This window comes from Micromonospora sp. NBC_01405 (genome assembly GCF_045040155.1).
Taxonomy (GTDB): domain Bacteria; phylum Actinomycetota; class Actinomycetes; order Mycobacteriales; family Micromonosporaceae; genus Micromonospora.
This window is the reverse complement of the sequence record NZ_CP109532.1, coordinates 7089657-7115657: the sequence shown is the minus strand read 5'-3', so window position 1 is coordinate 7115657 and position 26001 is coordinate 7089657. Positions and strand designations below refer to the sequence as shown.

Annotated in this window: 19 protein-coding genes; 14 read left to right on the top strand and 5 right to left on the bottom strand. The window is 71.9% G+C overall.

Features of this window, described 5'->3' with window-relative positions:
* Positions 1-157: 157 nt before the first annotated feature.
* On the top strand, positions 158-2191 hold the full coding sequence (locus OG559_RS30405; protein WP_405110381.1) for a hypothetical protein: 2034 nt from the start codon (positions 158-160) through the stop codon (positions 2189-2191).
* On the opposite strand, the gene OG559_RS30400 is transcribed toward OG559_RS30405, so the two are convergent.
* Together OG559_RS30400 and OG559_RS30395 are read right to left on the bottom strand one after the other, a co-directional pair.
* The gene (locus OG559_RS30400) at positions 2157-2843 is read right to left on the bottom strand and encodes a DUF2306 domain-containing protein (protein ID WP_405110378.1); all 687 of its coding nucleotides are present in this window, start codon (positions 2841-2843) and stop codon (positions 2157-2159) included. The two genes, OG559_RS30405 and OG559_RS30400, sit on opposite strands and share 35 nt — an antisense overlap.
* 245 nt (positions 2844-3088) lie before the next feature.
* Positions 3089-4072: an NAD(P)-dependent alcohol dehydrogenase gene (locus OG559_RS30395; RefSeq protein ID WP_405110375.1), complete on the bottom strand. Its 984-nt coding sequence runs from the start codon at positions 4070-4072 to the stop codon at positions 3089-3091.
* A 113-nt stretch (positions 4073-4185) separates the two neighbouring features.
* Here OG559_RS30395 and OG559_RS30390 point away from each other — a divergent pair, with 113 nt between their 5' ends.
* Complete coding sequence (locus OG559_RS30390; protein ID WP_405110372.1) at positions 4186-4902, top strand: TetR/AcrR family transcriptional regulator; 717 nt, start codon at positions 4186-4188, stop codon at positions 4900-4902.
* A gap of 235 nt (positions 4903-5137) precedes the next feature.
* On the opposite strand, the gene OG559_RS30385 is transcribed toward OG559_RS30390, so the two are convergent.
* Complete coding sequence (locus OG559_RS30385; protein ID WP_405110369.1) at positions 5138-5875, bottom strand: PIG-L deacetylase family protein; 738 nt, start codon at positions 5873-5875, stop codon at positions 5138-5140.
* Positions 5876-6001: 126 nt separating this feature from the next.
* On the opposite strand from OG559_RS30385, the gene OG559_RS30380 reads away from it, so the two are divergent.
* From OG559_RS30380 to OG559_RS30360, 5 genes are all read left to right on the top strand, one after another.
* Positions 6002-7618 carry an ABC transporter substrate-binding protein gene (locus OG559_RS30380; protein WP_405110367.1) on the top strand — a complete coding sequence of 539 codons (1617 nt, stop codon included), beginning with the start codon at positions 6002-6004 and terminating at the stop codon, positions 7616-7618.
* A gap of 1 nt (position 7619) precedes the next feature.
* Positions 7620-8633: an ABC transporter permease gene (locus OG559_RS30375; protein WP_405110364.1), complete on the top strand. Its 1014-nt coding sequence runs from the start codon at positions 7620-7622 to the stop codon at positions 8631-8633.
* Positions 8630-9454, top strand: a complete 825-nt coding sequence (locus tag OG559_RS30370; protein WP_405110361.1) for an ABC transporter permease — start codon at positions 8630-8632, stop codon at positions 9452-9454. Before OG559_RS30375 ends, OG559_RS30370 begins: the two co-directional genes overlap by 4 nt.
* Positions 9454-11280, top strand: a complete 1827-nt coding sequence (locus OG559_RS30365) for an ABC transporter ATP-binding protein (RefSeq protein ID WP_405110359.1) — start codon at positions 9454-9456, stop codon at positions 11278-11280. Before OG559_RS30370 ends, OG559_RS30365 begins: the two co-directional genes overlap by 1 nt.
* Positions 11281-11375: 95 nt before the next feature.
* A complete protein-coding gene (locus OG559_RS30360; protein ID WP_405110356.1) occupies positions 11376-12389 on the top strand; it encodes a serine/threonine protein phosphatase in 1014 nt (337 codons plus the stop codon).
* 58 nt (positions 12390-12447) lie between these two features.
* On the opposite strand, the gene OG559_RS30355 is transcribed toward OG559_RS30360, so the two are convergent.
* Positions 12448-15612: an amino acid adenylation domain-containing protein gene (locus OG559_RS30355; protein WP_405110353.1), complete on the bottom strand. Its 3165-nt coding sequence runs from the start codon at positions 15610-15612 to the stop codon at positions 12448-12450.
* 394 nt (positions 15613-16006) lie between these two features.
* Between OG559_RS30355 and OG559_RS30350 the strand changes: the two genes are divergently transcribed.
* The 7 genes from OG559_RS30350 (at position 16007) to OG559_RS30320 (ending at position 24195) form a co-directional block, all read left to right on the top strand.
* Positions 16007-16819, top strand: a complete 813-nt coding sequence (locus OG559_RS30350; protein ID WP_405110350.1) for a thioesterase II family protein — start codon at positions 16007-16009, stop codon at positions 16817-16819.
* Positions 16820-16913: 94 nt separating this feature from the next.
* The gene (locus OG559_RS30345; protein ID WP_405110347.1) at positions 16914-17651 is read left to right on the top strand and encodes a thioesterase II family protein; all 738 of its coding nucleotides are present in this window, start codon (positions 16914-16916) and stop codon (positions 17649-17651) included.
* The gene (locus OG559_RS30340) at positions 17648-19387 is read left to right on the top strand and encodes a non-ribosomal peptide synthetase (protein ID WP_405110344.1); all 1740 of its coding nucleotides are present in this window, start codon (positions 17648-17650) and stop codon (positions 19385-19387) included. Before OG559_RS30345 ends, OG559_RS30340 begins: the two co-directional genes overlap by 4 nt.
* A complete protein-coding gene (locus OG559_RS30335; protein WP_405110341.1) occupies positions 19384-20637 on the top strand; it encodes a cytochrome P450 in 1254 nt (417 codons plus the stop codon). The genes OG559_RS30340 and OG559_RS30335 overlap by 4 nt, the downstream gene beginning before the upstream one ends.
* On the top strand, positions 20634-22190 hold the full coding sequence (locus tag OG559_RS30330; RefSeq protein WP_405110338.1) for a condensation domain-containing protein: 1557 nt from the start codon (positions 20634-20636) through the stop codon (positions 22188-22190). The genes OG559_RS30335 and OG559_RS30330 overlap by 4 nt, the downstream gene beginning before the upstream one ends.
* Positions 22190-23464 carry an acetyl-CoA carboxylase biotin carboxylase subunit family protein gene (locus OG559_RS30325; RefSeq protein WP_405110335.1) on the top strand — a complete coding sequence of 425 codons (1275 nt, stop codon included), beginning with the start codon at positions 22190-22192 and terminating at the stop codon, positions 23462-23464. Before OG559_RS30330 ends, OG559_RS30325 begins: the two co-directional genes overlap by 1 nt.
* Complete coding sequence (locus OG559_RS30320; protein ID WP_405110332.1) at positions 23461-24195, top strand: LuxR C-terminal-related transcriptional regulator; 735 nt, start codon at positions 23461-23463, stop codon at positions 24193-24195. The genes OG559_RS30325 and OG559_RS30320 overlap by 4 nt, the downstream gene beginning before the upstream one ends.
* Here OG559_RS30320 and OG559_RS30315 read toward each other — a convergent pair.
* On the bottom strand, positions 24165-25796 hold the full coding sequence (locus OG559_RS30315; RefSeq protein WP_405110330.1) for a BTAD domain-containing putative transcriptional regulator: 1632 nt from the start codon (positions 25794-25796) through the stop codon (positions 24165-24167). The two genes, OG559_RS30320 and OG559_RS30315, sit on opposite strands and share 31 nt — an antisense overlap.
* Between the last annotated feature and the right edge of the window lie 205 nt (positions 25797-26001).

Genomic DNA, 26001 nt, shown 5'->3' with positions numbered 1-26001 from the left:
TGATCCGGTGCTCCTGTCACCAGGGGCGCCCGCGGGACAAGGGCCGGCCCGTAGCCCCTTGCCGAGATCCATTCACGAGCGTAGGAAGGACACCACGCTTCACCCACCACCGTCAGCCCCTGCATCGGACCACCGTCCAGTGTCGAAGGAGATGCGCGTGACCACACTCAGACGGCTCCGCCTCGCCGTGTCCGTGCTGGTGACCGCAGGCGCTGTCCTGCTCGGCGCGGGTGCCGCCGCGGCGCCGCCCGCGACTCCCGCACCGGCCGGGCACCGGGCGTGCGACCCGATCGACCCGACGGCCTGCCTGCTGCCGTTCCCGAACGACTACTTCACCGTGCCGGATCGGACCAGCCCTACCGGCAAGCGGGTACGGTTCCCGGCCTCCGCGATGCCCGCCAACGCGCAGGGGACCCCGATCGACCCGACGGAATGGAACCGGCAGGACGGGTTCAGTCCCGGCTCGCCGATCCTGGTGCGCGTGCCCGGCCTCGACCCCGCGACGACCGGGATCGCGCCGGTCACCGACATCGGCCGCTCGCTGGCGCCGGACGCGCCGATCGTGCTGCTCGACGCCCGGACCGGCAAGCGTACGCCGTACTGGGCCGAGCTGGACGCGCACGCGGCCGGCCAGCCGGACCGGCAACTGCTGATCATCCGGCCGGCTGTGGCGCTGACCGAGGGCACCCGGTACGTCGTCGGCCTGCGCGGCATGCGCGACGGCAACGAGGCGTTGATCCCGGCGCCGAAGGCGTTCACGGCGTACGTGACCGGTGCCGGCCTCGGCCATCGGGACCCTCGCGTCCCGCAGATGAAGCGGATCCTCACCGACCTGACCAGAGCCGGCGTCAAGCGGCACAGCCTCTACCTGGCCTGGGACTTCACCGTGGCCAGCCGGCACGGTCTGACCGGGCGGATGCTGGCGATCCGGGATGGCGCGTTCGCCGCCCTCCGCCGGGCCGCACCGTCGTTCACCGTCACCCAGGTGACCGACTACCCGCCGGAGCAGGAGCCGCTGATCGCCCGGCAGGTGACCGGCACCATCGGCGTACCGTCCTATCTGACCGGCGACGGCGGGCCCGGCTCCCGGCTGCACTACGGGCCGGCCGGCGGCGACGGGACGCCACCGACGCCGAACGCCCTGCCCACGCCGTCCGGAACGACGGTGGCGGCGGACTTCGTCTGCAACATCCCGCGCAGTGCCTCCGCCGCGAAACCGGCGCACCTCTCGCTCTACGGCCACGGCCTGCTCGGCAAGCCGACCGAGATCAACGCCGGCAACGTCAAGACGATGTCGAACACGTACGACTTCACCTTCTGCGCGACCAGTTGGATCGGCATGGCCGCCGCCGACGTCCCCTACGTGGCCGGCGCCTTCACCGGGCTCAGTGCCTTTCCGGCGGTGGTGGACCGGGTGCAGCAGAGCTTCCTGAACTTCCTCTTCCTGGGCCGGGCGATGATCCACCCGGGCGGGTTCGCCGCCCACCCGGCGTTCCGGGACGCCAGCGCCCGGCCGCTGATCGACGTGGCCGGCGGGCTGCGCTACGACGGCAACAGCCAGGGCGGCATCAACGGCGGCGCGCTCACCGCCATCGCCCAGGACTGGACCCGGTCGGTACTCGGCGTGCCGGGAATGAACTACTCCACGCTGCTGCAACGCAGCAAGGACTTCGCCCCGTTCCAGGCGATCATGGACGGCAACTACCCGGACAAGGCCGACCAGCAGCTGATCCTCGCGCTGCTCCAGATGCTGTGGGACCGGTCCGAGGCCAACGGGTACGCCCAGCACATGACCGACCGGCCGTTGCCGCGCACCCCGGCGCACCGGGTGCTGATGCACGTGGCCTTCGGCGACCAGCAGGTCTCCACCGCCACTGCCGAGGTGCAGGCGCGCACCATCGGCGCCCGCCTGCACACCCCCGCGCTCGACGGCGGCTGGTCGCCGGACGTGCGGCCGTTCTGGGGCATCGCGCCGATCCGCAGGTACCCGTACAGCGGCTCGGCGATGGTGGTCTGGAACAGCGGCGCGGCGTACGCGCCACCGCCGACCAACCTCGCCCCGGCCGGGCCGGAGTACGGCGACGATTCGCACGAGTTCCCGCGCGCCCAGGCCGGAGCCCAGAAACAGAAGGCGGTGTTCCTGCTCACCGGCAAAGTCATCGATGTCTGCGCGCGGACGCCCTGCCCGTGACGCGGTAACCGGTCGCGCCGGACGGGCACGCCGGGTCACCATCCCGGGTTGTGGGGGTGCGGCGGTGCCGGGCCCAGCGGCCGGCTGGGCGCTGGATGACCCATTCGGCGACGGCCGCGTTGATGATCCAGCCGGACCCTACGGAGAGGGCGGTGCTCAGGTCGCTCGTGCCGAACAGGGTCTCACCGATGGGTTGGGTGAACGCCTGGGTGCCGGCGCTGACGGCGAGGGCGTAGGCACGGATCATCCAGGCGCGGTGGGTGGCGACATGGCGACGGCGAATCGCGGTGAACCCCAGAACGATGCTGGCGGCCATCGCCGATCCGACCAGGAGCCGGATGCCCCACAGCAGGTCACCGCCCGGGGCGTCGGGGTAGAACAGTGTCATCCAGGTCCCGGAGGCGGCCACGATCAGGCCGGCCACGATCAGTATCCGGCCGGACCGTCGGTGCCAGCCCGGATGGCGACGACGCAGCCGGGCGGAGAACTGGAACGCGCCGAGGAAGGCGTAGAGGGCCGCGGCAAGAACGTGTACCACGACGGGCGCCGGTGAGGAATCGATGCGCGGGTTGGTGGGTAGCAGCTGCGGGCCGCCGGCGAGCTCGAGAAGCCGCAGTGACCCGGCGACGACCGGGATGAGGACGAGGGCCACCAGCGCTACCGGAAGGTGCCAGCTCGACCCGTCCCGGTCACCCGACGGGCGCCGTGCTGCCGGTCGGGTGACCGGGGCGGTGTGCCGGTTCATCCGACACCCGCCGTCGTGGCCGTGCGCGGACCGCCGAGCGGGGCCGTGGAGTCGGTGGGCGCGGTGCGCGGAAGTGAACGGGTAAATTTGATCATGGCGGTGCCTTTCGGTGAGACCAGGAACGGCGGAAGGCGTCTGGCATCCGTCGGGGGTCAGATGGTGATGACCACTTTCGCCCGCGCGTGTTCGCCTTCCACGTACCGGATGGCTTCGGGAACCTCGGGCAGCTGATACGTCCGGTCGATGACCGGGGTGAGGCGGCCGGCCTCGGCGTGGGCGCGGAGCGTGTCGAGGTGTTGCCGGCTGGGTGCGGTGGTGAGAATGGCGATGCGGTGTCGCACGAAGGGCGCCAGCAGGCGCCCGCGCGCGATGAGCCAGACCGGTCCGACGAGGCTGCCGCCGCGATAGACGCCGCCGCCGGAGAGCACGAGCGTCCCGGTCGGGGCCAGCGCTCGCCGGAGCGCGGTGAGGGAACGGTTGCCGACCAGGTCGAACACGACGTCGTGGCGGCCGGCGTCGTGGGTGAAGTCGTCGCGGGTGTAGTCGACGACGTGATCGGCGCCGAGGGAGCGCACCAGGTCGACGTTGCGGGTGCTGCACACCCCCGTCACGGTCGCGCCGAGCGCCTTGGCCAGTTGGACGGCCAGGGTGCCTACGCCGCCGGACGCGCCGTTGACGAGAACGCGGTGGCCGGGCTCGACCTGCCCGACATCGCGCAGTCCCATGAGCGCGGTGACGCCGGCCAGCGGCAGGGCGGCCGCCTGCTGCGGCGTCAGGTTCCCGGGCTTGCGCGCGACCAGGGTCTCGGGCACGCATGCGTACTCGGCGAACGCGCCGTTGGCGTCGCCCAGGTCGCCGAAGACGGCGTCGCCAGGTCGTACCTGTCGGACGTCGGGGCCGACGGCTTCGACTCGGCCGGCGAAGTCGCGGCCGCGGATCCGCGCCCGCGGCCCTGACCGGCCCATCGACAGGCGCGCCAGCCGTGGATCGCCGCGCATGACGTGCCAGTCGTACGCGTTGAGCGCGGCGGCCTCGACCCGCACGAGCACCTCGTCGGCCGCCGGCACCGGCGCGTCGACGTCCGCGAGGGTGAGCATCTCCGGCGGACCGTATCGGTATTGGACGATCGCCTTCATCTCTCTCCCTTCCAGGTGTACGGCGTACACCTTCTAGGAAACAAGGTAGGTGTACGCCGTACACCTGTCAAGGTGGCTAGGGTTCAACCGCCGGCAGGAAGTGGAGGACCGTGATGGCTGAGCAGGCTGAGACGCTGCGTCGGGCGCCGCTGAGCAGAGATCGCGTCCTGAGCGCCGCCGTGACGCTCGCCGACGAGGCCGGGATCGAGTCCCTCAGCATGCGCAACCTCGCCCAGGACCTGGGCGTCGTGCCGATGGCCCTCTACAAGCACGTGGCGAACAAGAACGAGCTGCTCGACGGCATGATCGACGTGGTCGTCGGCGAGATCGATCCTCCGGTGCTCGACGCCGACTGGAAGCGGGTGATCCGCGAGCGCATCCTCTCGGCGCGGGAGGTGCTGCTGCGCCACCCCTGGGCGTCGATCGCGATCGAGTCGCGCAACGAGGCGACGCCGGCCATCCTCGGCTACCTCGACTCGATGGTCGGGACGCTCCGGAAGGGCGGGTTCTCCACAGACCTCGCCCACCACGTGATGCACGCGATGGGCAGTCGCATGCTGGGCTTCAGCCAGGAGCTGTTCGACGCTTCCCGGCGCGCCGGTCGGTCCGGCATGGCCGAGCCTGAACCGCCGGCGGCGTTTCCGGCGGAGGCCGCCGCCCAGTTCCCACACCTCGCGGCGATCGCCACCGCGGCGTCACACGACGACGCCTCGGTCGTCGGCCAGGGCTGTGACGACCAGTTCGAGTTCGAGTTCGCTCTGGACCTGTTACTGGACGGCATCGAACGGTTGCGCCGACAAGGCTGGACGTCGTCGCGTCCACCCAGGTGAGACGGTGGCCCCACGCACGTCACAGTGTGCTTCTCCGGGCCGACCAGGGCGCGCCGCTCGGTTGCGTGCGGCTGATCCTGCGGTGGGGCCGCCCGGTCGGGATCCAGCCCGGCCTGCAGTGTGATGAAGCACGCCTTCGCGCTTTGCCTCGATAGCCACTATTGCCAAATACTGGCAATAGTGGCCAGACTGTCGATGACCTTGAAGCGGCCTCCTGCGTAGCCGCTGCCAGGCATTATTCGATGAGGGCAGGCAGATGGAAGTCACCTTCGCGCCGGTACGCCTCGGCGAAGGCGTACCGGCCGTGGTGGCCGACACCGTGGTAGATGTGCGTGGCCCGGTCGAGGACCTCGTGCAGGGCCCGTCCGCGCTCGTAGGCGTCCTCGAGCTGGGCGTACCCGGGGACCAGCGCTTCGAGGTCGGCGGGGCGCAGCTCGTTCTCCCAGTGGGCCGCGGAGAACTCGAGCTGGCTGCGCAGGCTGTTCATCGCGGCGACCTTCAACGGCCAGTACGGGGCGATGTCGACCACGCAGTTGGCTCGCGAGGGCGTCATGTAGTAGATCGTCGGTACCGGGTGGGGAGCGAGACCGTCGTCGGCGGCGAACCCGCGACCGGCCAGGCCGAGCGCCTCGAGGACCAGGGTCATCGCCGGTCGCCGATCGGGGTCGAGGTCGGTCAGGGAGTGCTCCGGGTCCTGGGTGATGACGATGGACGGGCGCACCGTGCGGATGACCTTGACCAGGGCGCGCTTGTGGGCCTCGTCGACGGCGACGTGTCCCTGCCGGAAGCCGAGAAACTCCACCGGAACCCCGAGGACGTCGGCTGCTGCGCTCACGCCCGGACGCATGTCCTCGTCGCACACCATCAGCGCCGCGTGCGACTCGCCCCCGGCAGCGAGGTTCGCCGCGAGCGCGCCGCCGCACTCGACGATCTCCATGCCGTAGACGCCGATCAGCAGGACCCGACTACCCATCAACCGCTCCTTCTTCGTGCCCACCGGATCGTGGGAGTGCCGACGATAGCCGGCTGGCCCCGTCAGGTGCCCGGCCCCGTACCAGGAGGTCAACCGCCCGTGTCACACCGCGCCCGCCGACGAGGCATGCCCGCCTTGCGTGTTCTGGCCGCAGGGCTACTGCTCGCCATCGCCGGTTGTGCCGGCGGCGGCGGGGGCGATTCGGCCACCAGGAATGAGCCGCAGACCGCCTCGGCGCTGACCATCGCGGTCGCCGGCGACGAGGGGACGCTGACCCCCTACACGTACACGACCGGCTATCCGGGCTACCACCTGATGAGCCTGATCTTCGACACGCTGCTGGTCCTGGACACCGGTAACCGGGCCACGCCCCTGCTGGCCACCGGGGTGAGCACGAGTCCGGACAGCACGGTGTTCACACTGCCGCTGCGTACCGGTGTCACCTGGCACGACGGCAAGCCGTTCACCGCCGACGACGTCGTGTTCACCATCGACTACTACCGGAAGCACGACACCGTCCGGTTCGCCACACCGCTGGCGAACGTCACGAACGTGAAGGCACAGGACGGCGCGGTGGTCATCACCCTGGGCAAGCCGGACCCGGAGTTTCCGGTCCGGCTGCTCGCGGACATGCCAGTGCTGGCCCGGCACATCTGGTCGGGGGTGGCCGATCCGGAGAAGGCGCCGCTGTCGGCCGCGGTCGGCACCGGCCCGTACCGGCTGACCAGCTACCAACCGGACCGCCGGTACGAGTTGACGGCCAACACCACGTACCCGATCGGTAAGCCCCGGATCGACAAGCTCACCGTCTCGGTGATCCCTGAGCAGCAGACCGCCCTCGCCTCGCTGCGTACCGGCGAGGTGCACCTGGTCGCCGACGAGGTCCCACCCAACCTGAAGGACCAACTGGCCCAACAGTCGGGCATCAAGGTGGCTACCGGGTCGAACTTCTCCAGCACGCTACTGGCCTTCAACGACGGCAAGGCCCCGTTCAACCGGGTCGAGGTACGCCGGGCCATCTCCGCGGCGATCGACACCACCGACCTGGTCGACACCGTCCTGCTCGGGCAGGGCACCGTCGGCAGCCCCGGGTTCTGGCATCCGGAGGCACCCGGCGCGGACGCCAACCTGAAGCACACCCACGACCCGGCCGCGGCCGCCGCCGCCCTGGACGCGATCGGCGCCGCACCCGGTGCCGACGGCGTACGTGTCCTGGACGGCAAGCCGCTCGCCTTCGAACTGCTCGTCTACGCCGACAGCCCGGACCGGGTACGCGCCGCCGAACTCATCACCGAGATGCTCGGCAGGATCGGTGTCCGCACGACCGTACGGTCGATGGACGCCGACTCGGTCGACGCGAAGGTGTGGCCCGGCTTCGACGTGGCCAACGGCCGCGACTACGACCTTGCCATCTGGGGCTGGGCGGCGCCCACGATGATCGACTACGCCAAGCTCGCCGCGCTGGCGGCCACCGATCCGAAGCTGGGGCATCACAACGTCACCGGCATCGCCGACACCGAACTCGACGCCGCGGCGAAGCAGCTGCTGGAAACGACCACGCTGGCCGACCGTCAGGCAGCGGCGGGGCGACTGCAGCAGCTGCTGGCGGCGAAGACGCCGTTCGTCACCCTGTACTACCCGGCCGGGGCGTACGCCTACCGCAGCGACGTCTTCGCCGGCTGGGTCTACCAGCAGGGCGGGGGACCGTTGAACAAGCACTCCCTCGTCGCCCTGCCCGGCTGAGATGACCGTCGCGTCGCGCCCGGCCCGGGCCCGGACCGGGCTCGCCCGTGCCGTGCTGGGCCGGGCCGGCGGCTACCTGGCGGTCCTCGCCGTCGCGGTGACCGTCACGTTCGCCCTGCCTCGCGCGCTGCCGGGCGGCCCGCTGCGGACCCTCGGCGGCGCCGACGTCGGTCAACTGGACGCCACGACCCGGGCTCAGGTCGTCGCCGCGTACGGGCTGGACCAGCCGCTGCACGTGCAGTTCGCCCGCTACCTGCGCGACCTGGCCCGGCTCGACCTCGGCGAGTCGTTCAACGGTGGCCGGCCGGTCATCGAGGCGATCGGGGCGGCGTTGCCCTGGACGCTGCTGCTGGTGGGCACCAGCGTGCTGCTCACCGCCGCCGTCGGCGTCCTGCTCGGCGTGTTAGCCGGCCTGCGGCGTGGCCGGGGCAAGGGCAACCTGCTGCTGGCGGGGGTGCTGCTGTTGGACGCCGCGCCCGCGTTCTGGCTCGGCATGCTCTGCATCCTGTTCTTCGGCGTGCATCTCGGGGCACTGCCCACCTTCGGCGTCTCCTCCCCGGGGCACACCGGGCTTGCCGCAGTCGGCGACATCGCCATCCACCTCGTCCTCCCCGTGGGCGTGCTCGTGGCCACCGGGATCGGCCAGTTCTTCCTGGTGACGCGCTTCTCGATAGCCTCGGCGCTGCACGCCCCGCACGTCGAACACGCCCACGCCCGGGGAATCCCGCAGCGACGGGTCGTCACCCGGCACCTGTTGCGCCCTGCGCTGCTGCCGGTCCACACCCAGCTGATGATGGAACTCGGCTGGCTGGTCGGCGGCGCCCTCGTCGTCGAGACCGTCTTCGCCTACCCGGGCCTGGGCCGGCTCACCTTCGACGCCATCCAGGGGCGGGACTATCCGATGATGCAGGGCACCTTCCTCACGCTGACCGTCACCGTGCTCGTCATGAACGCGTTGGCCGATCTGACGTACCCGCTGCTCGACCCGCGGGTCCGCGGGCGGGGCCGGTCGTGAGGGCCGGCCGGCTGGCCGGCTGGACCGGGGGCGTCCTGCTGGCGACCCTCGCCGCCACCGCCCTCGTGGGCCCGTGGCTGCTCGGCACCGACGGCCGACAGCGGGTCGCCAAGCCGTACGCGGCACCGTCGGCCGACCGCTGGCTCGGCGCCGACGACCTGGGCCGGGACCTGTTCGCGCAACTGGTGATCGGCGCCCGCGGCTCCCTCGGCATCGCCCTGCTCGTCGCGAGCATCGCCACCATCGCGGCGGCGCTGGTCGGCGGGGTCGCCGGCCTGGCACCCGGCTGGGCCGCCGCGATCCTGATGCGGACCGTCGACCTGGTCCTCGCCCTGCCGTTCCTGCCGCTGCTGATCGTCGCGGCCGCGTTCCTCGGCCAGAGCCTCGGCGTACGGGCGGCGGTGGTCGCCGCCCTGGTCTGGGCCGGACCCGCCAGGCTGGTCCGCGCCGGGGTGCTCGCCGCGTGGTCCCGCGGCCACCTGCAGGCCGCCCGGGCGATGGGCGCGTCCACCTGGTACCTGCTCGTGCGGCACGCCTCCCCGGTCGTCGCCCCGCTGCTCGTGCCGGTCTTCGTCCGGGCGGCGATGACGGCCATCGTTCTCGACGCGAGCCTGGCCTTCCTCGGACTGGGTGACCCCACCACACCGAGCTGGGGCACGATGATCCACTGGGCGTCGGTCCGGGGCGCCATGCTGACCGACGCGTGGCTGTGGTGGGCGCTGCCACCCGGCGTCGCCATCGTCGCCACCGTCACCGCCCTCGCCCTGGTGGGCGTGGCCACCGAGGACCGGCTCAACCCCACCTTCCGGCAGGCCCGCTGATGCTGACGATCACGGATCTGACGATCCACTACCCGAACGGCCACCCCGCCAGCCGCGACGTCAACCTCGACGTCGACGCCGGCGAGATCGTGGCGCTGGCCGGCGAGACCGGCTCCGGCAAGTCCACCATCGCCAAGGCCCTGCTCGGCCTGCTACCGCCCGGCTCGACCATCGCCGGCAGCGCCCGGCTCGACGACCTGCGACTCACCGACCTCACCGGCCCCGACTGGTACGGCGTACGCGGCCGACGGATCGCCATCGTGCCGCAGGGAGCGATGACCGGACTCAACCCGGTCCGCCGCGTCGGCGACCAACTCGTCGAATCCGTGCGAGTACACACCCGGGCCTCCCGTTCGGCGGCCGCCGCCCGTGCGGTCGACCTGCTCCAGCAGGTCCGGCTGCCCACGGACACGGCCGGCGCCTACCCGCACCACCTCTCCGGCGGGCAACGCCAACGGGTGGCGATCGCCCTCGCGCTGGCCGGCGAGCCGCAGCTCCTCATCGCCGACGAGCCCACCACCGGGCTGGACCTGGTCACCCAGAACCACATCCTGGACCTGCTCGCGGACCTGCGTGCCCACCACGAGGTCGGCCTCCTGCTGATCTCCCACGACCTGCCGGCCCTGCGCGGAATCGCCGACCGGATGGCCGTCATGTACGCCGGCACCCTCGTCGAAACCGGACCGGCGAACGGCCACCCCCACCACCCGTACACCCGAGGACTGCTCGCCGCGACGCCGTCACTCGACCCGACCGCGCCCTGGACCAGCATCCCCGGGACCGCACCGGCCCAGCCCGACCGCCTTGCCGGCTGCCCCTTCGTGGAGCGCTGCCCCTGGGCGAGCGAGCCCTGCCACACCGAACCACCCCTCCCGGCGGCGCTCGGGGACGCGATGGTCACCTGTCACCATCTGGGCGAGGACCGGCCGCTGCTGTTCCCGACCGTGTCCCCACCGCCCGCACCCACCGAGCCAGCCACACCGGGGCCGGGCAAGGCCGTCGGCTCCGGGACGGCGGCCGAACCGGTGGTCGATCTGACGGGCGTCGGTCACGTCTACCGGACCCGGCACCGGCAGGCCGCCGCGCTCTCCGGTGTCGACCTGCAGCTCCGGGCGGGGGAGATCGTCGGCATCGTCGGCGAGAGCGGCAGCGGCAAGAGCACCCTGGCGCAGATCCTGCTCGGCCTGCTACGGCCCACCACCGGCCAGGTCCACGTGGCCGGCGAGGACCTGCGGCTTCTGCGTGGGCGTCGGCTGCGGGCCGTCCGGCACCGGCTCGGCTTCGTCGCCCAGGATCCGTACGCCGCCCTGCACCCGGCGATGACCGTCGCACAACTCGTCGCCGAACCCCTACGGATCGCCGGCACGCCCCGCCACCTGCACGCCGACCGGGTTACCCAGGCCCTCGAACGGGCCGGCCTACCCGGTACCGAACTGCTCATCAGCCGACCCGGTCAGCTGTCCGGCGGGCAACGTCAACGTATCGCCATCGCCCGCGCACTCGTCGGTCAACCGGTGCTGCTGATCGCCGACGAGGCGACCTCCATGCTCGACGTGTCCACCCGGGCCGGCATCGCCGCCACCCTGCGCCACCTCGCCGACAGCACCGGCCTGGCCGTCCTGTTCATCACCCACGATCTCGGCGAGGCGGTGCAGAGCTGCGACCGGATCGTCGTGCTGCACCAAGGCGTACCCGTCCAACAGGGCCGCCCCCGCGACATCATCGACAGAGCGAACGCCGGATACCCGGCCGACCTGGTCGCCGCCGCCCGCCGGTACTCCGGCACCACATCGCCGCCGCCCCCTGAGCCCCGGCCGGCAACCTGAGCATCGTCGAGTCGTCTCGCGTCGTGGCGGTGCCTGAACGGTGTGGAGGCCAAGGCGAAGCGTCGGGGGCGCAACCCGCTGGCATGATGGGTGCGATGCTCACCGCCCGACGTTTCCGCCACGATCTCGTTTCGACCTCGCTCGCCGCCCGCGATGACGACGACCTGGCGGCGCTTCTCCACGCCGCTCCCACCAGCGCCGTGGGTGTGGGCGGAGACTCCTTTGTGCTCGATGTCGACGGCGTGCCGGTGTTCGCCAAGCGGATCCCGATCACCGATCGGGAGCTGGCCCATCCGCACAGCACGGCGAACCTGTTCGACCTGCCGCCCTTCTGCCAGTACGGCATGTACCGCCTCGCCGGCCCGGGCTTCGGCGCTTGGCGCGAGCTGGCCGCGAACATGATCGTCACAGCGGGAGTCCTCGCCGGTGAGGCGGAGTCTTTCCCGCTGCTGTACCACTGGCGGGTGCTACCCGGCCGCCCGCCTGTCGCGTCCGAGCACCGTGACATCGACGCCGTTGTCGCCCAGTTCGGCGGCGACCCGGCCGTGCGCGTCCGCTTCGAGGAACTGGCCGGCGCGGCCTCCAGCCTCGTGCTGTTTCTCGAGTACGTCCCCCATCCGTTGCTCGACTGGCTGGACGACCCGGTCGGCAGGGCCGAGACGTTCGAGCGGCAGATGTTCGAGGTCGTGGCGTTCCTGCGTAGCCGGGAGCTGCTGCATATGGACGGACACTTCCGCAACCTGCGGGTCGACGGTGACCGGATCCACCTCGTCGATTTCGGGCTGGCCACATCGCCTCGGTTCGACCTGTCGGACGCCGAGCGCGACTTTGTCGCACACCACGTCGGCCACGATGCCGACTACGCGGCGATGCGGCTGGTGAACTGGCTGGTCACCACGGTGTGCGGGGTGCCGGCGCCGGTCAGCGGCGGTCCTTCTGCCCGCGACAGGTACGTGCGCCGGTGCGCGAGCGGCGACATTCCGCAGGGCGTGCCGGCGGCGGTGGCGGGAATCCTTGCCCGGCACGCCCCCGCCGCGGTGCGGATGAACGAATTCTGCTGGCGGCTGTTCGACGGCGACATCCACGCGGAGTATCCCGGCCGCTGGTGATAGCCGAACACCGCCGGCCAGCCCTACAGGCGACACACCGGAACAACCTGGCAGAGCGCTACCCGGCCTCGGGGTCGTCGAACTGGCTCAGCCGGACGGCAGGGTTGGCAACCACCTGCTCCAACCGGTGTACCAGGCCCACCGCGAGGCGCGCCACGGTCTCCCGGCGGAACCGGTCGACGCGGTACTCCAGGGTGCCGCACACCCCCTGTGGCTGGCCGTCGGCGTCGCGCCGCTTCTCGAACCGGTACGACAGGTCGAACGCCGCGGTGTCGTCGCCGATCGACTCCACCGCCACGCCGAGCCCGGGCAGGGCGAAGTCGGGCGCGACCGTGGGCCGGGTGCCCACCATGACCTGGGCCAGCGGGTGCCGGCCGGTCGAGCGCACCGGGTCGAGTCGCTCGGCCAGCCGTGCGAAGGGCAGATCCTGGTGCGCGTACGCGGCCAGGTCTGCGGTTCGTACCCGGACCAGCAGTTCCGCGAAGGTCGGGTCCCCGGCGGTGTCGACCCGCGTCACCAGCGTGTTGCCGAGGAGCCCGACGAGCCGTTCCAGGGCCGCCTCGGTCCGTCCGGGGACCGGGACGGCGAGCGGCAGGTCGGTGCCCGCGCCGTGCCCGGTGAGCAGCGCGGCCAGTGCCGCCTTCAGCACCATGTCGACGGTCGTGCCGCTCGCGTCGGCCAGTCTGGCGAGCCGGACATGCAGGTCGGCATCGATGTCGACGGGGACCAGGTCGACGCGGGACCGCGGGTCGGCCGGTCGCGGCCGGTCGGCCGGCAGAGCGAGTTCGTCCGGTATTCCGCTCAGGTACCCCTTCCAGAAGGCCAACTGCCGCCCCGCGACGCTGTCCGGATCGTCGGCGTCGCCCAGCAGGTCCCGCTGCCACACGACGTGGTCGGCGTACCGCACCGGCATCGGCTGCCAGCGCGGCGGGCGACCGGCGAGCCGGGCACCGTACGCCTCGGCCAGATCGCGCAGCAGGGGAGGCAGTGACCACTCGTCTGCGGCGATGGGATGCAGCACCAGCACCAGCACCGACCGGTTCTCGTCCACGAGGAACAGCCTGGCCCGTACGGCCGGGTCCTGCCGGAGGTCGAAGGGCTCCCGGGCGACGGCCGTGACGGACTCGGCCAGCTTCTCCGCGTCCACCGGCTCGACGACCAGCGGCGGCTGGATCGACTCAGAATCGACGATCCGCTGGACGGGTGTCCCATGGTGTTCCGAGAACCGGGTGCGGAGCACGGCGTGCCGGCGCATGACATCCGTGAGCGCGGCGTCGAGCGCGGCCACGTCGACCCGGCCGGTCAGGTGGAGCGCGGACGACACCTGGTCGGCCGGCGCGGCTCCGGTTTCCTGGCGCAGCGACCAGCGATGCCGCTGCGCGGGCGACAGGGGCACCTCGTCACCGTGGGCACACCGGGTCAACGGGGGGCGGTCGGTCGTGGCGGTGATCCTCGGGGTGAGCGCGGCGACGGTGGGCGACTCGAACAGCTCCTGGATGCTCACCTCCAGGCCGAGGACCGCCCTGATCCGGCTGGTCAGGCGGACGGCGGACAGCGAGTGTCCGCCCAGCACGAAGAAGTTGTCGTCCGGGGCGACCGTCGGGCGGCCGAGGGCCTGGGCGAAGAGTTGACAGAGCAGTTCCTCCGGCAGCGACCGTGGAGCGCGGCCGGCGTCGACGCCGAGGACCGGATCGGGCAGCATCGCCCGGTCGAGCTTCCCGTTGCCGGTGAGGGGCAGCGCGTCCAGCACCACGAAGGTCGCCGGGACCATGTGCCCGGGCAGGACGAGCGACAGATCGTCGCGGAGCCGGCGCTGGTCCGGTACGCCGTCCTCGGTGGGCACGACGTATCCGACGAGTGCCTCGTCCCCGGTCGGGAGGGTCCGGACGGCCACCGCGGCGGCGCGGACCGCCGGCTGTCGGACCAGTGCCGTTTCGACCTCGCCGAGTTCGATCCGGAACCCGCGGATCTTGACCTGGCTGTCGGCTCGGCCCAGGTACTCGAGGTCGCCGTCCGGTCGGAGCCGGGCGAGGTCACCGGACCGGTAGCCGCGGACCGACTGCCCGTCGTCGTCGGTCAGGTCGAGGAACCGCTGCCGGGTCAGGTCGGGCCGGGCATGGTACCCGAGCCCGACCCCCGGCCCGGCGACGACGATCTCACCCACGTGCCCCGGTCGCACCGGATCGAGCTGGTCGTCGACCAGCCGGATGAAGGAGTTCGGCAGCGGGACGCCGATGAGGCTCGCGCTCTGGCGCAGGTCGGTTTCGCGGATCCGGCGGTAGGAGGCGTGGACGGTCGTCTCGGTGATGCCGTACATGTTGATCAGCTCGACCGCCTCGTCGCCGTACTTGGCGATCCACGGTGCCAGGGTGGCGAAGCGCAGCGCCTCGCCGCCGAACACGACCCGACGTACCGACAGCCGGTCGTCGTGCCTCTGCTCCTCGGTGACCAGTTGGTAGAAGGCGGTCGGCGTCTGGCTCAACACCGTCACCCGCCGGTCCCGCAACAGGCGCCGGAAGGCGGCCGGGTCCTGGACGACGCGCTCCGGTACGACGACCACGCACCCGCCGTGGAGCAACGCCCCCCACATCTCCCAGACGGCGAAGTCGAACGCGAAGGAGTGGAACATCGACCACACGTCGTGCTCGTCGCACGCGAAGAGGGAATCCGTCGACCGGAGCAGGTGCAGGACGTTGCCGTGCGATATGCGTACGCCTTTGGGCTCACCGGTCGTTCCGGAGGTGAAGATGATGTACGCGCAGGTGGAGACGTCCACCGACGGCACCGAGTAGTGCAGGCCCGGTGGCCGGGTGTGGTGCAGCCGGAGCACCGCGGTCTCCGGTGGCAGGCCGTCCGCCAGGTCGCCGGTGGTGATGACCAGGGCGGGTTCGGCCACCTCGAGGATGCGCTCCAGCCGGGCCCGGGGGTTGCCCGGATCAAGCGGGATGTACGAATGGCCCGCCTTGATCACGGCGATCGCCGCCAGCACCAGATCGGCGGAACGGGGCAGGAAGATGCCGATGCGGGCACCGGGTTCGTCGGTCCGGGCCTGGATCTCGGCGGCGACGGCCCCGGCGAGTTCGTCCAGCTCGGCGTACGTGAGCACCCGCTCGTCCGAGACGACGGCCGTCCGGTCGGGATGACGACGCACGGAGTGGGCGAAGCCGGCCAGCAGGGTGTCGGCGTCGCCGCCGACGCCACGGCTCGATTCGGTCGGTGTCATGCTCATCCCTCACTCGCGGCGACGGAAGCACCTGCTCGGCAGGGTCGATGCGGCCCGGCGCAGCCGCGTACCGGTCAACCGCGGCCAGGCGAGTTCTCCAGATCATGTCGTTGATGGGGCGGCCCTGTCTTCAACCGATGGTGGAACGCGCGCACTCGGCCTCCACCAAAGGCGGACGGTCCCACGGCGCCGAAAGGGCCGGGCCGTAGCCGGGTGCGCGGTGCGCCCGGCCGGACGGGTCCGGACCGAGCCTGGTCGGCGTTTCCGACTTGTCCGACGTCGCCGGGGGACCGGTGCCCGGCGACCGGTTCCGCCTTCCACGCCGGTTCCACAGTGGTTCCACAGCCGGGTGCTTCACTGGGCCGAGACCCATTGAGGAAAGTGGGTGTGCCGGATGGCGCTGGAGCCGATGACGCGAGGGCTGTGGCGGTACCGCAGCGGTGCGGGCAGGCCCGCCGGTCGGGCCACCCGGACCATCGTGGTGGCCCCGTACGGCGGCGGCAGCGCCTACTCCGTGTACGACCTGCTGCGGCACGTGGCGGTTGCCGCCGACGAGACCCTCGTCCTGCAGTATCCGGGGCGGGGGCCCCGGATCGGTGAGCCGGCCACGGCCAGCCTGCACGACCTGGCCGACCAGATGGCAACGGAGATCGACCGGCACGCCGCCGGCAACCTGGTGCTGCTCGGGCACAGCCTGGGCGGACTGCTCTGCTTCGAGCTGGCGCACCGGCTCACGCGCTCCGGCCGCCACGTCGAGCTGGTGGTGATCTCGTCGGCCCAGCCGACGGCGGTCACGACGCTGCGCGCCGACGAGATCGAGTCGCGCGACGTCGAGCAGTGGGTCGCCCTGCTCCGCCAGGAGAACGTCATGACCGACGAGCTGCTCGACAACCCGGAGATGCTGCGTCTCGCGATCCGGACGATCCGCTCCGACACACTGCTGGCCGCACGGCACGTCGGGTCGCCACAGCCGCTCCGCTGCCCGATGTTGGTCGTCGGTGGCGACGCCGACCCGGACATCACCCCCGAGCACCTGCGCGGCTGGGCGGACCTGACCGTCGGGCCGGCGACGATCGCCCTGCTGCCCGGCGACCACTTCTACTACCGCGACCGGGCCGCGGAACTCGGCGACCTCGTCCAGCGGCAGTTGCCCCTGCTGCGCCGGAACGGTTCGGCACCGATGCGCGCGACGCAGGGAGAAGAATGATGACGGATCCGTTCGACCGGCCGGACGGCCGGGGCCACGTCGAGGCGAACCGGGCCGACCCGCAGCCGGCCGGCCCGGCACGGGAGGCCGGGTCGTGAAGCGCAACCGCTGGCTGCTGCGCGACCCGTCCGACGAGTCCGTCGGCCGCATCTTCTGCTTCCCGTACTCGGGTATGGGTGCGTCGATGTTCAACCGGTGGCCCCGTTGGATCGACGGGGTCGAAGTGTGCCTGGTGCAGTTGCCCGGTCGGGAGAACCGCATCCGGGAGCCGCACTACCGGAGCTACGCGCAGCTGGCGGACGTGTTGGCCGAGCAACTGCTGCCGCTGCTGGACCGGCCGTTCGTCTTCTTCGGACACTGCGCCGGCGCACTGCCGGCGTACGAGACGGCTCGTCGCCTGCCCGCCGACCGGCTGGCGTCGCCGGCCGGGCTCGTGGTCTCGGCCCAGGTCGCCCCCCACCACTGTCCGCACGACCGCTTCCTGGCCCTCACCGACGAGGAACTCCTCGACGAACTGGCCGGTCTCGCGGTGCGGCGCGGCGGACAGCCGGATCCCGCGATGCTGGCCCTCAGCCTGGCGGTACTGCGCGAGGACCTCGAGGCCAACCGCCACTACCGGATCGACGAGCCGGCGCCGGTCCCGATGTCCGTCACGGTGCTGCGCTGGGCCGACGACCCGGAGGTGACCGGGGCCGAACTACGCGGCTGGGAGCACTACGGCGACGACGTGCGGTTCGACGTCCTCGCGGGGGGCCACTACGAGTTCCTGACCGCACCCGAGCCGCTGCTCGCCCTGCTGTCGGCGCAACTACAGGAGCGTGCCCCGCGATGATGGACGAGATGTTCCGGCAGGTCGCCGCACGGCACCCCGCCCGGACGGCGGTACGGGCCTGGGACGGTGAGCTGACCTACGCCGAGCTGCACCGGCGCGTCGACCGGTTCGCCCGCCGGCTGCGGCAGGCGGGCGCGGTACCGGGGACGGTGGTGGGAGTGCACCTGCCCCGGTCCGCCGCGACCGTGGTCGGTCTGCTGGCGATCCTCCGCTGCGGCGCCGCGTACGTCGCGCTCGATGACCGCTACCCGCCGGAGCGCCGTGACGCCATCCTCCGGGACGCGGCCGTCGAACTGGTCCTCACCACGTCGGCCGGGTTGTCGGACCTGCCGGCCGGGTGCCGGGCCCTGCCGGTCGAGGACACCGGGGACGACGGACCGGCCGGGTTCGCCGCCGGCCAGTCCGGTCCCGCCCACCTCGCCTACCTCGCCTACACCTCGGGGTCCACCGGCCTGCCCAAGGGAGTGTGCGTACCGCACCGGGCCGTCGTCCGCCTGGTGGTGGACAGCGACTTCCTGCCGGTACGCCCCGACGACGTGTTCGTCCAGTACGCGCCGCTGGCGTTCGACGCCTCCACGCTGGAGGTGTGGGCCCCGCTGCTCAACGGGGCCTGCCTCGTCGTCCCGCCGCCGGTCGACCTCTCGCCGGAGGAGCTGTGCGCCTTCGTCGCGGAGCACGGTGCCACGGTGCTGTGGCTCACCGCCGGCCTGTTCCACCGGGTGGTCGAGGTCGGCCTCGACCACCTGCGCGGCCTGCGGCACCTGATCGCCGGTGGGGACGTGCTCTCCGTAGCGCACGTGAACCGCGCCGTGACCGCGCTGCCCGACACCGTTCTGATCAACGGGTACGGGCCGACGGAGAACACCACCTTCAGTACCTGCCACCGGATGAGCTCCCTGGTCACCGGCAGCACCGTCCCGATCGGGCGGCCGATCCGCGGCACCACCGCGTACGTCCTGGACGACCGGCTCGGGCCGGTGGACGACGGTCAGGTCGGGGAACTGTACGTCGGCGGGTCGGGGATCGCCCACGGCTACCTCGGTGACCCGGCCCTCACCGCGGCCCGCTTCTTCGCCGACCCCTTCGCCGCCACCCCCGGTGCGCGCATGTACCGCACCGGCGACCTGGTCCGGCGTACCGGGGAGCACCTGGAGTTCGTCGGCCGGCGGGACCGGCAGGTCAAGATCCGGGGCTTCCGGGTCGAGCCGGCCGAGGTCGAGGCGGTGGCGGTCGGCGTGCCGGGCGTGACGGGTGCGGCGGTCGTGGTGCAGGACGACGCCCGCGGGGGCCGACGCCTCGCGGCCTTCCTCACCGGGACCGCATCCGTGCTGGACCTGCGCCGACGGCTGACCGCAGTACTGCCGTCGTATGCCGTCCCCGCCCGGGTGACCAGGCTGGACGTGCTGCCGTTGACGGCGAACGGCAAGGTCGACCGCACCGAGCTGGCCAGCCGCGAGTCGCACAGCCGGCCCGAGGTGAGCGCCGACCACCGCAAACCGGGTACGGAGCTGGAGCTGACCATCACCCAGCTCTGGGAGGACCTCATGGGCTTGGACGGCATCGGCGCCGACGACGACTTCTTCGAACTCGGCGGCCACTCGCTGCTCGGGGTGCAGATTCTCACGGAACTCCGGCAGGCGCACGGTGTCGAGGTGTCCCCGCTGGCCTTCTACACCGACCCGACGCCGGCCGGACTGGCCCGCACCGTGCAGGCGGCCCACCGGGAGCTCCCGTGAGGATCTCCAGCGCCGTGGCAGCCCTGACCGTGCCGGTGGGGGACGTCGACCTGTTCGCCCCCGACTTCTACGCGACCGGTGACCCGCACCCGGTGTGGGCCGAGATGCGGGCCCGGCATCCGCTGCACCGGCAGGACCTGCCGGACGGCCGGACCTTCCTGTCGGTCACCAGGTACCGGGACGCCTGCCGGGTGCTGGGCGACCACCGCGGGTTCACCTCGGAGCGGGGCAGCCTCCTGCAGCAGTTGGGCCACGGCGACTCGGCGGCCGGCCTGATGCTGGTGTCGACGGACCCGCCCCGGCACACCGAGCTGCGCACCCCGCTCAACCGCGTGCTGAGTGCCCGGGCGGTACGGGACCTCGAACCAGGCGTCGTACGGGCGGTCCGCCGGGTTCTGCGCCCCGTGCTCGACCGTACGGAGTGGGACCTCGCCGAGTGCGTCGCGCAGTTGCCGATGGCGGTCGCCGGAATGCTCATGGGAATCCCCGAACCGGACTGGGCCGAGCTGACCCGGTACACGGCGATGGCCGCCGCACCGGAGGACCCCGGGCTGAGGGTGCGGCACCCGGCCGCCACCCTGGCCATCGCCCACCACGGCCTGTTCGACTACTTCGCCGGTCAGTTGCGCGACGACCGGTGCCAGCGGCGGGACGATCTGATCGGGCACCTGACCAGCATGCTGGCCGGTGGCCGGCCGCTGACCACCGAAGAGGTCATCTACAACTGTTACAGCATGCTGCTCGGCGCGAACGCCACCACCCCGCACGCCGTCACCGGAACCATCCTCGCGTTGATCGAACATCCGGCGCAGTCGGTCGCCGCGCCCGAGGCGGTGGCCGGCCTGGTGGAGGAGGGCCTGCGGTGGACGTCGCCGGCCAACAGCTTCCTGCGGCACGCCCAGCAGGACGTGGAACTCAGCGGCGGCCTGGTACGCCGGGGCGAGGCGGTCGCGGTCTGGATCGGGTCGGCAAACCGGGACGCGGAGACCTTCACCGATCCCTACCGGTTCGACATCACCCGCCCGGACAACCGGCACATCGCCTTCGGATTCGGCCCGCACTACTGCCTCGGGGCACCGCTGGCGCGGGTGACGCTGGCCGTCTTCTTCACCGAGTTGTTCCGGGCGTTCGACCGGATCGAGCTCAACGGACCGGTGGAGCACCTGGCATCGAACTTCATCGCCGGCATCACACATCTGCCGGTGCTGACCCGGCGGCGCACCGCATCCCCGAGGGAGTCCGACGAATGAGCGACGCGACGCAGACCATGGTGAAGATCTGGCGACGGCACCTCGGTGACCAGCCGGTCGGCCCCGATGACGACTTCTACGCCCTCGGCGGGGACTCGCTCATCGCCCTGCGGGTGGTCGCGGACGCCAACGCGCGGGGTATCCCCATCGAACTGCGCGACCTGCTGTTCTTTCCGACGGTCAGCGAGCTGGTGGCGGCGGTGGCCGGCCGCCAGGGACGTGACGAACCTGGCGAGGAAGGGCGTCAGCACCGGCCGTTCGGTCTCCTGGATCCCTATGACCAGGCGTTGATGCCGGCGGGGGTACGCGACGCCTGGCCCGCCTCCGCCCTGCAGGTGGGGATCATCTACCTGAGCGAGGCGTCGGGTGATCCCCGTCTCTACCAGGATCTCGTCGGTGTCGAGGTGACCGGGCCGTTCGACGAGTCGCTGTTCACCGCCGCACTGGCCGAGCTGTGCGACCGTCACCAGGCGTTGCGCTCCTCCTTCGACCTGGGCGGATACAGCGTCCCCGCGCAACTGCTGTGGTCCTCGGTGGACCCACCGCTGGCCGTCGAGTACGCCACCACGGCCGAACCGGTCGCCCGTTGGCGCGAGGCGCAGTTGTCCCAGGCCCTCGACTGGGGGCGCCCGCCGGTCGTCCGCTGCCACGTGGTGGCGCTCCAGGACCGCTTCCACCTCACCCTCACGATCCACCACGCGATCCTCGACGGCTGGAGCTACGCGCGACTCTGCTACGAACTGCTCGCGCTGTACGACGCGAGACTCACCGGCCGCCCGTCCGGCCTGCCGCTGCCGCCGGAGTCCGGCCAACGGGAGTTCCTCCGGCTGGAACGGGAGGCGATCGACAACCAGGAGGCCGTCGACTACTGGCACACCGAGGCGGACGTTCCCGGGCTCCTGCTCGACCGGGGGCGGTTCGGCGGTGCGGCTGACCCCCGCGAGACGATCAGCTTCGAGGTGGGGGAAACCCTGCTGGACGGCCTCCGGGCCGCCGCCGGGACCATCGGTGTTCCCCTGAAGAGTCTGGTCCTCGGCTGCCACGTCCGGGCCCTGAGCACCTGGACCGGGCGGGACCGCGACGTGGTGACCGGACTGACGGTCAACGGGCGGCCGGAGACCGCCGGTGCCGACCTGCTCGTCGGGTTGTTCCTCAACACGGTGCCCATTCGTGTCCCGGTCGTGCCGGCGGAGCAGGGGGAACTGTGCCGCAGCGCCCTCGCCGCCGAGCAGCGGGGGATGCGGCACCGCCGGTACCCGTTGGCGATGATCGAGCAGCGGCTGGGCCGGCCACCGTTCGACGTGGCGTTCAACTTCACCCACTTCCACGTGTACGACCAGTTGGGTCAGTTGACCGCGATCCGGCCCGGCGCGTGGTGGGCGTTCGACAAGGCCAGCTTCCCGTTCATGGTCGACTTTATGATCAACTCTCGTGACTTCGGCACCGCCGTCGCGGTCGCCTACGACCCCGACCTGTTCGACAAGGCGCAGGCGACGACGTACCTGGAGCTGTACCGCAGTGCGCTGCACTCGGTGGCGGGGATGCCCGACTGATGGCCGGCCCGCTGGTGGTCGTGTACGACCGCGGCGCCGCGTCGGCCGCGGAGATCGCCGTCGGGCTGGGGGCACTCGGCCCGGTGGCGTTCCTGGTCAACCCGAGCGACCACACCCGCCGGACCGGGGAGGTGCTGCGCCGGCTGGGCGACGTCGTGCCGTTGACCGTCGACCGCGAGGCGGATCTGGCGGCGGTGCGGCGGCTCAACCCGGCGGCGGTGCTGACCTTCTCCGAGCCGATGCTGCCGGTCACGGCGTGGCTGGCCGATGCGCTCGGACTGCCCTTCCATCCGATCGCCACGACCGAGATGCTGACCAGCAAGGTGCGACAACGCGAGCGGTTGCGCCTGCGCGGCGTCGACGACGTCCGGAGCCGCCCGATCTCCTCGATCGACGAGTGGGCCGCTGCCCGGGAGCACGTCGGCCTGCCCGCCGTGGTCAAGCCCGTGTACGGCCAGGGCAGCCGCAACACGTACGTGGTCACCGACGACGCGGCGGCACACCGGGTACTCGCCCCGCTCCTGCCCGCCGGCCGGGCGGCCACCGTCGTGGTGGAGGAGCTGCTGGTGGGCCGGTCCGACGGCCCGTACAGCGACTTCGTGTCGGTGGAGAGCTACCACGGGCCGCACGGGCTGCGGCACCTCGCCGTCACCGGGAAACTGCCGCTGGCACCGCCCTTCCGGGAGGTGGGGCAGTTCTGGCCGGCGGCGGTGACCGACGCGGAGCGACAGGAGATCCTCGACCTCGCCACGCGTGCCCTCACCGCGCTCGACCTGGGCCCCGGTCTGACCCAGACCGAGATCAAGCTGACCGGGCGCGGGCCCCGGATCATCGAGGTGAACGGTCGCCTGGGCGGTCACATCAACGCCCTGGCCCGGCACTGCGCGGGCTTCGACGTGGTCCGCCTCGCCGGGCAGTTGGCACTGGGCCAACCGGTGACCGCACCCCCGGTCGACCAGCCGGGCCAGGTCCACTTCCAGTACCACACCCTGGCCCCGGTCGAGCCCTGCGAACTCCTCTCGATCGGCGGCGCGGCCGAGGTCCGCCGCCTCGACGGCATCGACGGCTTCCGGGCGTACACCCGTGTGGGTGACATCCTCGACGCCGACGTGATGACCCGGCACCTCGACCTGCTCTGGGGCCGTTGTGACCGGCATGCCGACCTGGCAGCGCTGCTCGGTGAGGCACAGCGGCGGATCCGTTACGAGTTTCGGTTCCGCGACGGAGCACGGCGATCGAGCGCAGCCGACCTGCAGACAGAGGTGCCGAGATGACGGTGATCCAGGGCACGACGCACCAGTTCCGGCCGCGGTCGGCGTCCGACGGTGGCGAGACCCGCCCCCACCTGAGGACCCGTGTCCTGGTAGCGGACCACGACCCGCTCTGGCGTCAGCTACTGCACGACGTGCTCAACGGCAACAACCAGCTCGACGTCGTGGCGGAGGTGGACAGCCGCCGCCCCTTGGCGGACTGGCCCCTGCAACGCGTCGACGTGGCGGTCCTCGGATCCAGCCACGGGGAACCGATGGTCGGTGCGATCCGGCAGTTGACCGCCCGACGGATCAGGGTCGTTCTCCTGTGCCTGGACTGGTCCCGGCGCAGTCTCGACGCGGCGGTGTCGGCCGGCGCGGCCGGCTGCCTGGTGAAGGAGGCCGACCTCGGCGGTGTGGCCGGCAGTGTGCAGGCGGTCACCGGCAGGAACCGGGTGCTCTCCCCGGCCCTGCTGAACCTCTACGTCAACCCGGCTGCGACGGACCGACGGTCCCAGGACGCCGTGCAGAAGCTGACCGCCCGGGAACGCGAGGTGCTCTGCCGGCTCGGTGAGGGGCTGACCACCGCCGAGGCGGCGGAGGTTTGCGGGGTGTCGATGGCCACCGTCAAGAGCCACGTCTCGCACGCGCTCGCCAAGCTCGGTGCCCGCAACCGGCTGGAGGCCGTGCTCATGGTGCGGGACGTCCTGGGCGCCCCGGCGACCTACGGTGCCCAGGAGGCCGTCACGAGCTGATCCCGGGGGGCCGCCACGAGGTGACCGGTGCCGGGTCCGTCGGCGGCGGCCTCGACCGTGGACCGGGCGTCGACCCGGGTCTCGGGCACCCGCAGTTCGGCGGCCAGCTCCGCCAGCCGCAGCCCCGGGAAGTTGGCCGCCTGGGCGGCGGTCACCGCCAGGGTCAGCGGGTTGCCGCCGCAGTGGTCGACGAGGTCGGTCACCGCCGCCGGCTCGGCGGCGGTCCGATCGACGCCCAGGCGCCGTTCGAGCAGCTCCCGCGCCTCGACATCGGACAACGGGCCGAGCGAGAGTGGCAGGGCCGTGCCGGTCGCCACCAGGCTGGTGAGCCTGCTGCGACTGGTCACGATGACCGGGCAGCCCGCCGCTGCGGGCAGCAACGGCCGTACCTGGTGGGCGTCCGCCGCGTTGTCGAACACGATCAGCATCCGGCGGTCGACGAGCAGGCTGCGGTACAACGCCAACTGGCCGTCCACACTGACGGGCAGGCGGTCCGGCGGCACGCCCAGGGCCAGCAGGACGGTCCGGATCACCTCCGGAACGGACAGCGGCGGACAGAGGGCGTCGAATCCGCGCAGGTCAACGTAGAGTTGCCCGCCCGGCAGGTGATCGGCGAGCCGGTGCGCCAGGTGGACGGCGAAGGTGCTCTTGCCGATGCCCGCCGGGCCGCTGAGGACGAGCGTCTTCGGACGCCAGCCCGCGCCGTCCAGCAGCCGGGTGCCCGTCTCCAGCTCGGCGGCCCGACCGACGAAGATCGGCGGTGCCGGCGGCAGCAGCCGGGGGACGGCCGGACGGGCCTCGACCGGAACCGTCCTCCGCAGGATCCTCCGCTGGAGGTCATGCAGGTCGGGTGCGTCGAGACCACGGCACGCCAGCAGGGTCAGTCCCTCGCGGCAGACCTCGGCCGCCTCGTCCACCCGCTGGTCGGCATAGAGCGCCAGCGCCAGCAGGCGACGCACCTTCTCGTTGTACGGATCAACGGCGATCATGCCGGCGAGTTCCCCCGTGGCCTCGACGTAGCTGCCGATCTCGACAAGCGCCTCGGCGCGGATCTGCATCGCGGAGCGGCGCAGGGCGTCCAGGCGATTGATCTCGGCCGTGGCGCCCCACCAGTGGGCGATGTCCGCGAACGCGGTGCCGCGCCACAGCGCCAGTCCGTCCCGGAGCAGCTTCGCCGCCTGCCGCGCCTCCGCGGTACCGCCGGTCCGCAGCAACCGGCTCCCGTCGACCACCGCGTTCTCGAAGACGTGTGCGTCGATGCTGTCCCGTTCCAGCTCCAGCAGGTAGCCCCTGCTGGCCGGCGTACCCACCGTCCGCACGGTGGCCCCCGAACCGTCCTGCCCGGGCGGGAGTTCCAGCTTCTGGCGCAGGTGCGAGACGTGACTGCGGAGAGTCGTCTCGGCTGCCGCCGAGGCGGACTTACCCCACAGCAGGTCGACGAGCTGGCGCGCGTCGGCCGGCCGGCCGACGCGGAGCACCAGCGCCGACAGCAGGCCGGAGACCTTCGGCCCGAGTGGCACGGTGCGATTGAAATGCTCGACGCGCAACGGCCCGAGCACGGAGATCCTCGTCGCTGCTGGCGCGGTCTGCTGGTCGGGCATTGATCTTCCCTGAGTGAGGTCCGTGTTCATGGGGACATCCGGAGCCGACGACGGGGCACGTGCGCCGCCTCGGCGGGCGAGCAGGCGCAGACGAGCGAACAGACCATTTCCACCCTCACGATCGGGGGCTGTGCGGCTCAGGTGCCCTGGGCAGGTCAGGTCCGCAGCGGCCGGTGGGTACGACGGTGAAGCAGGACTGCGACTC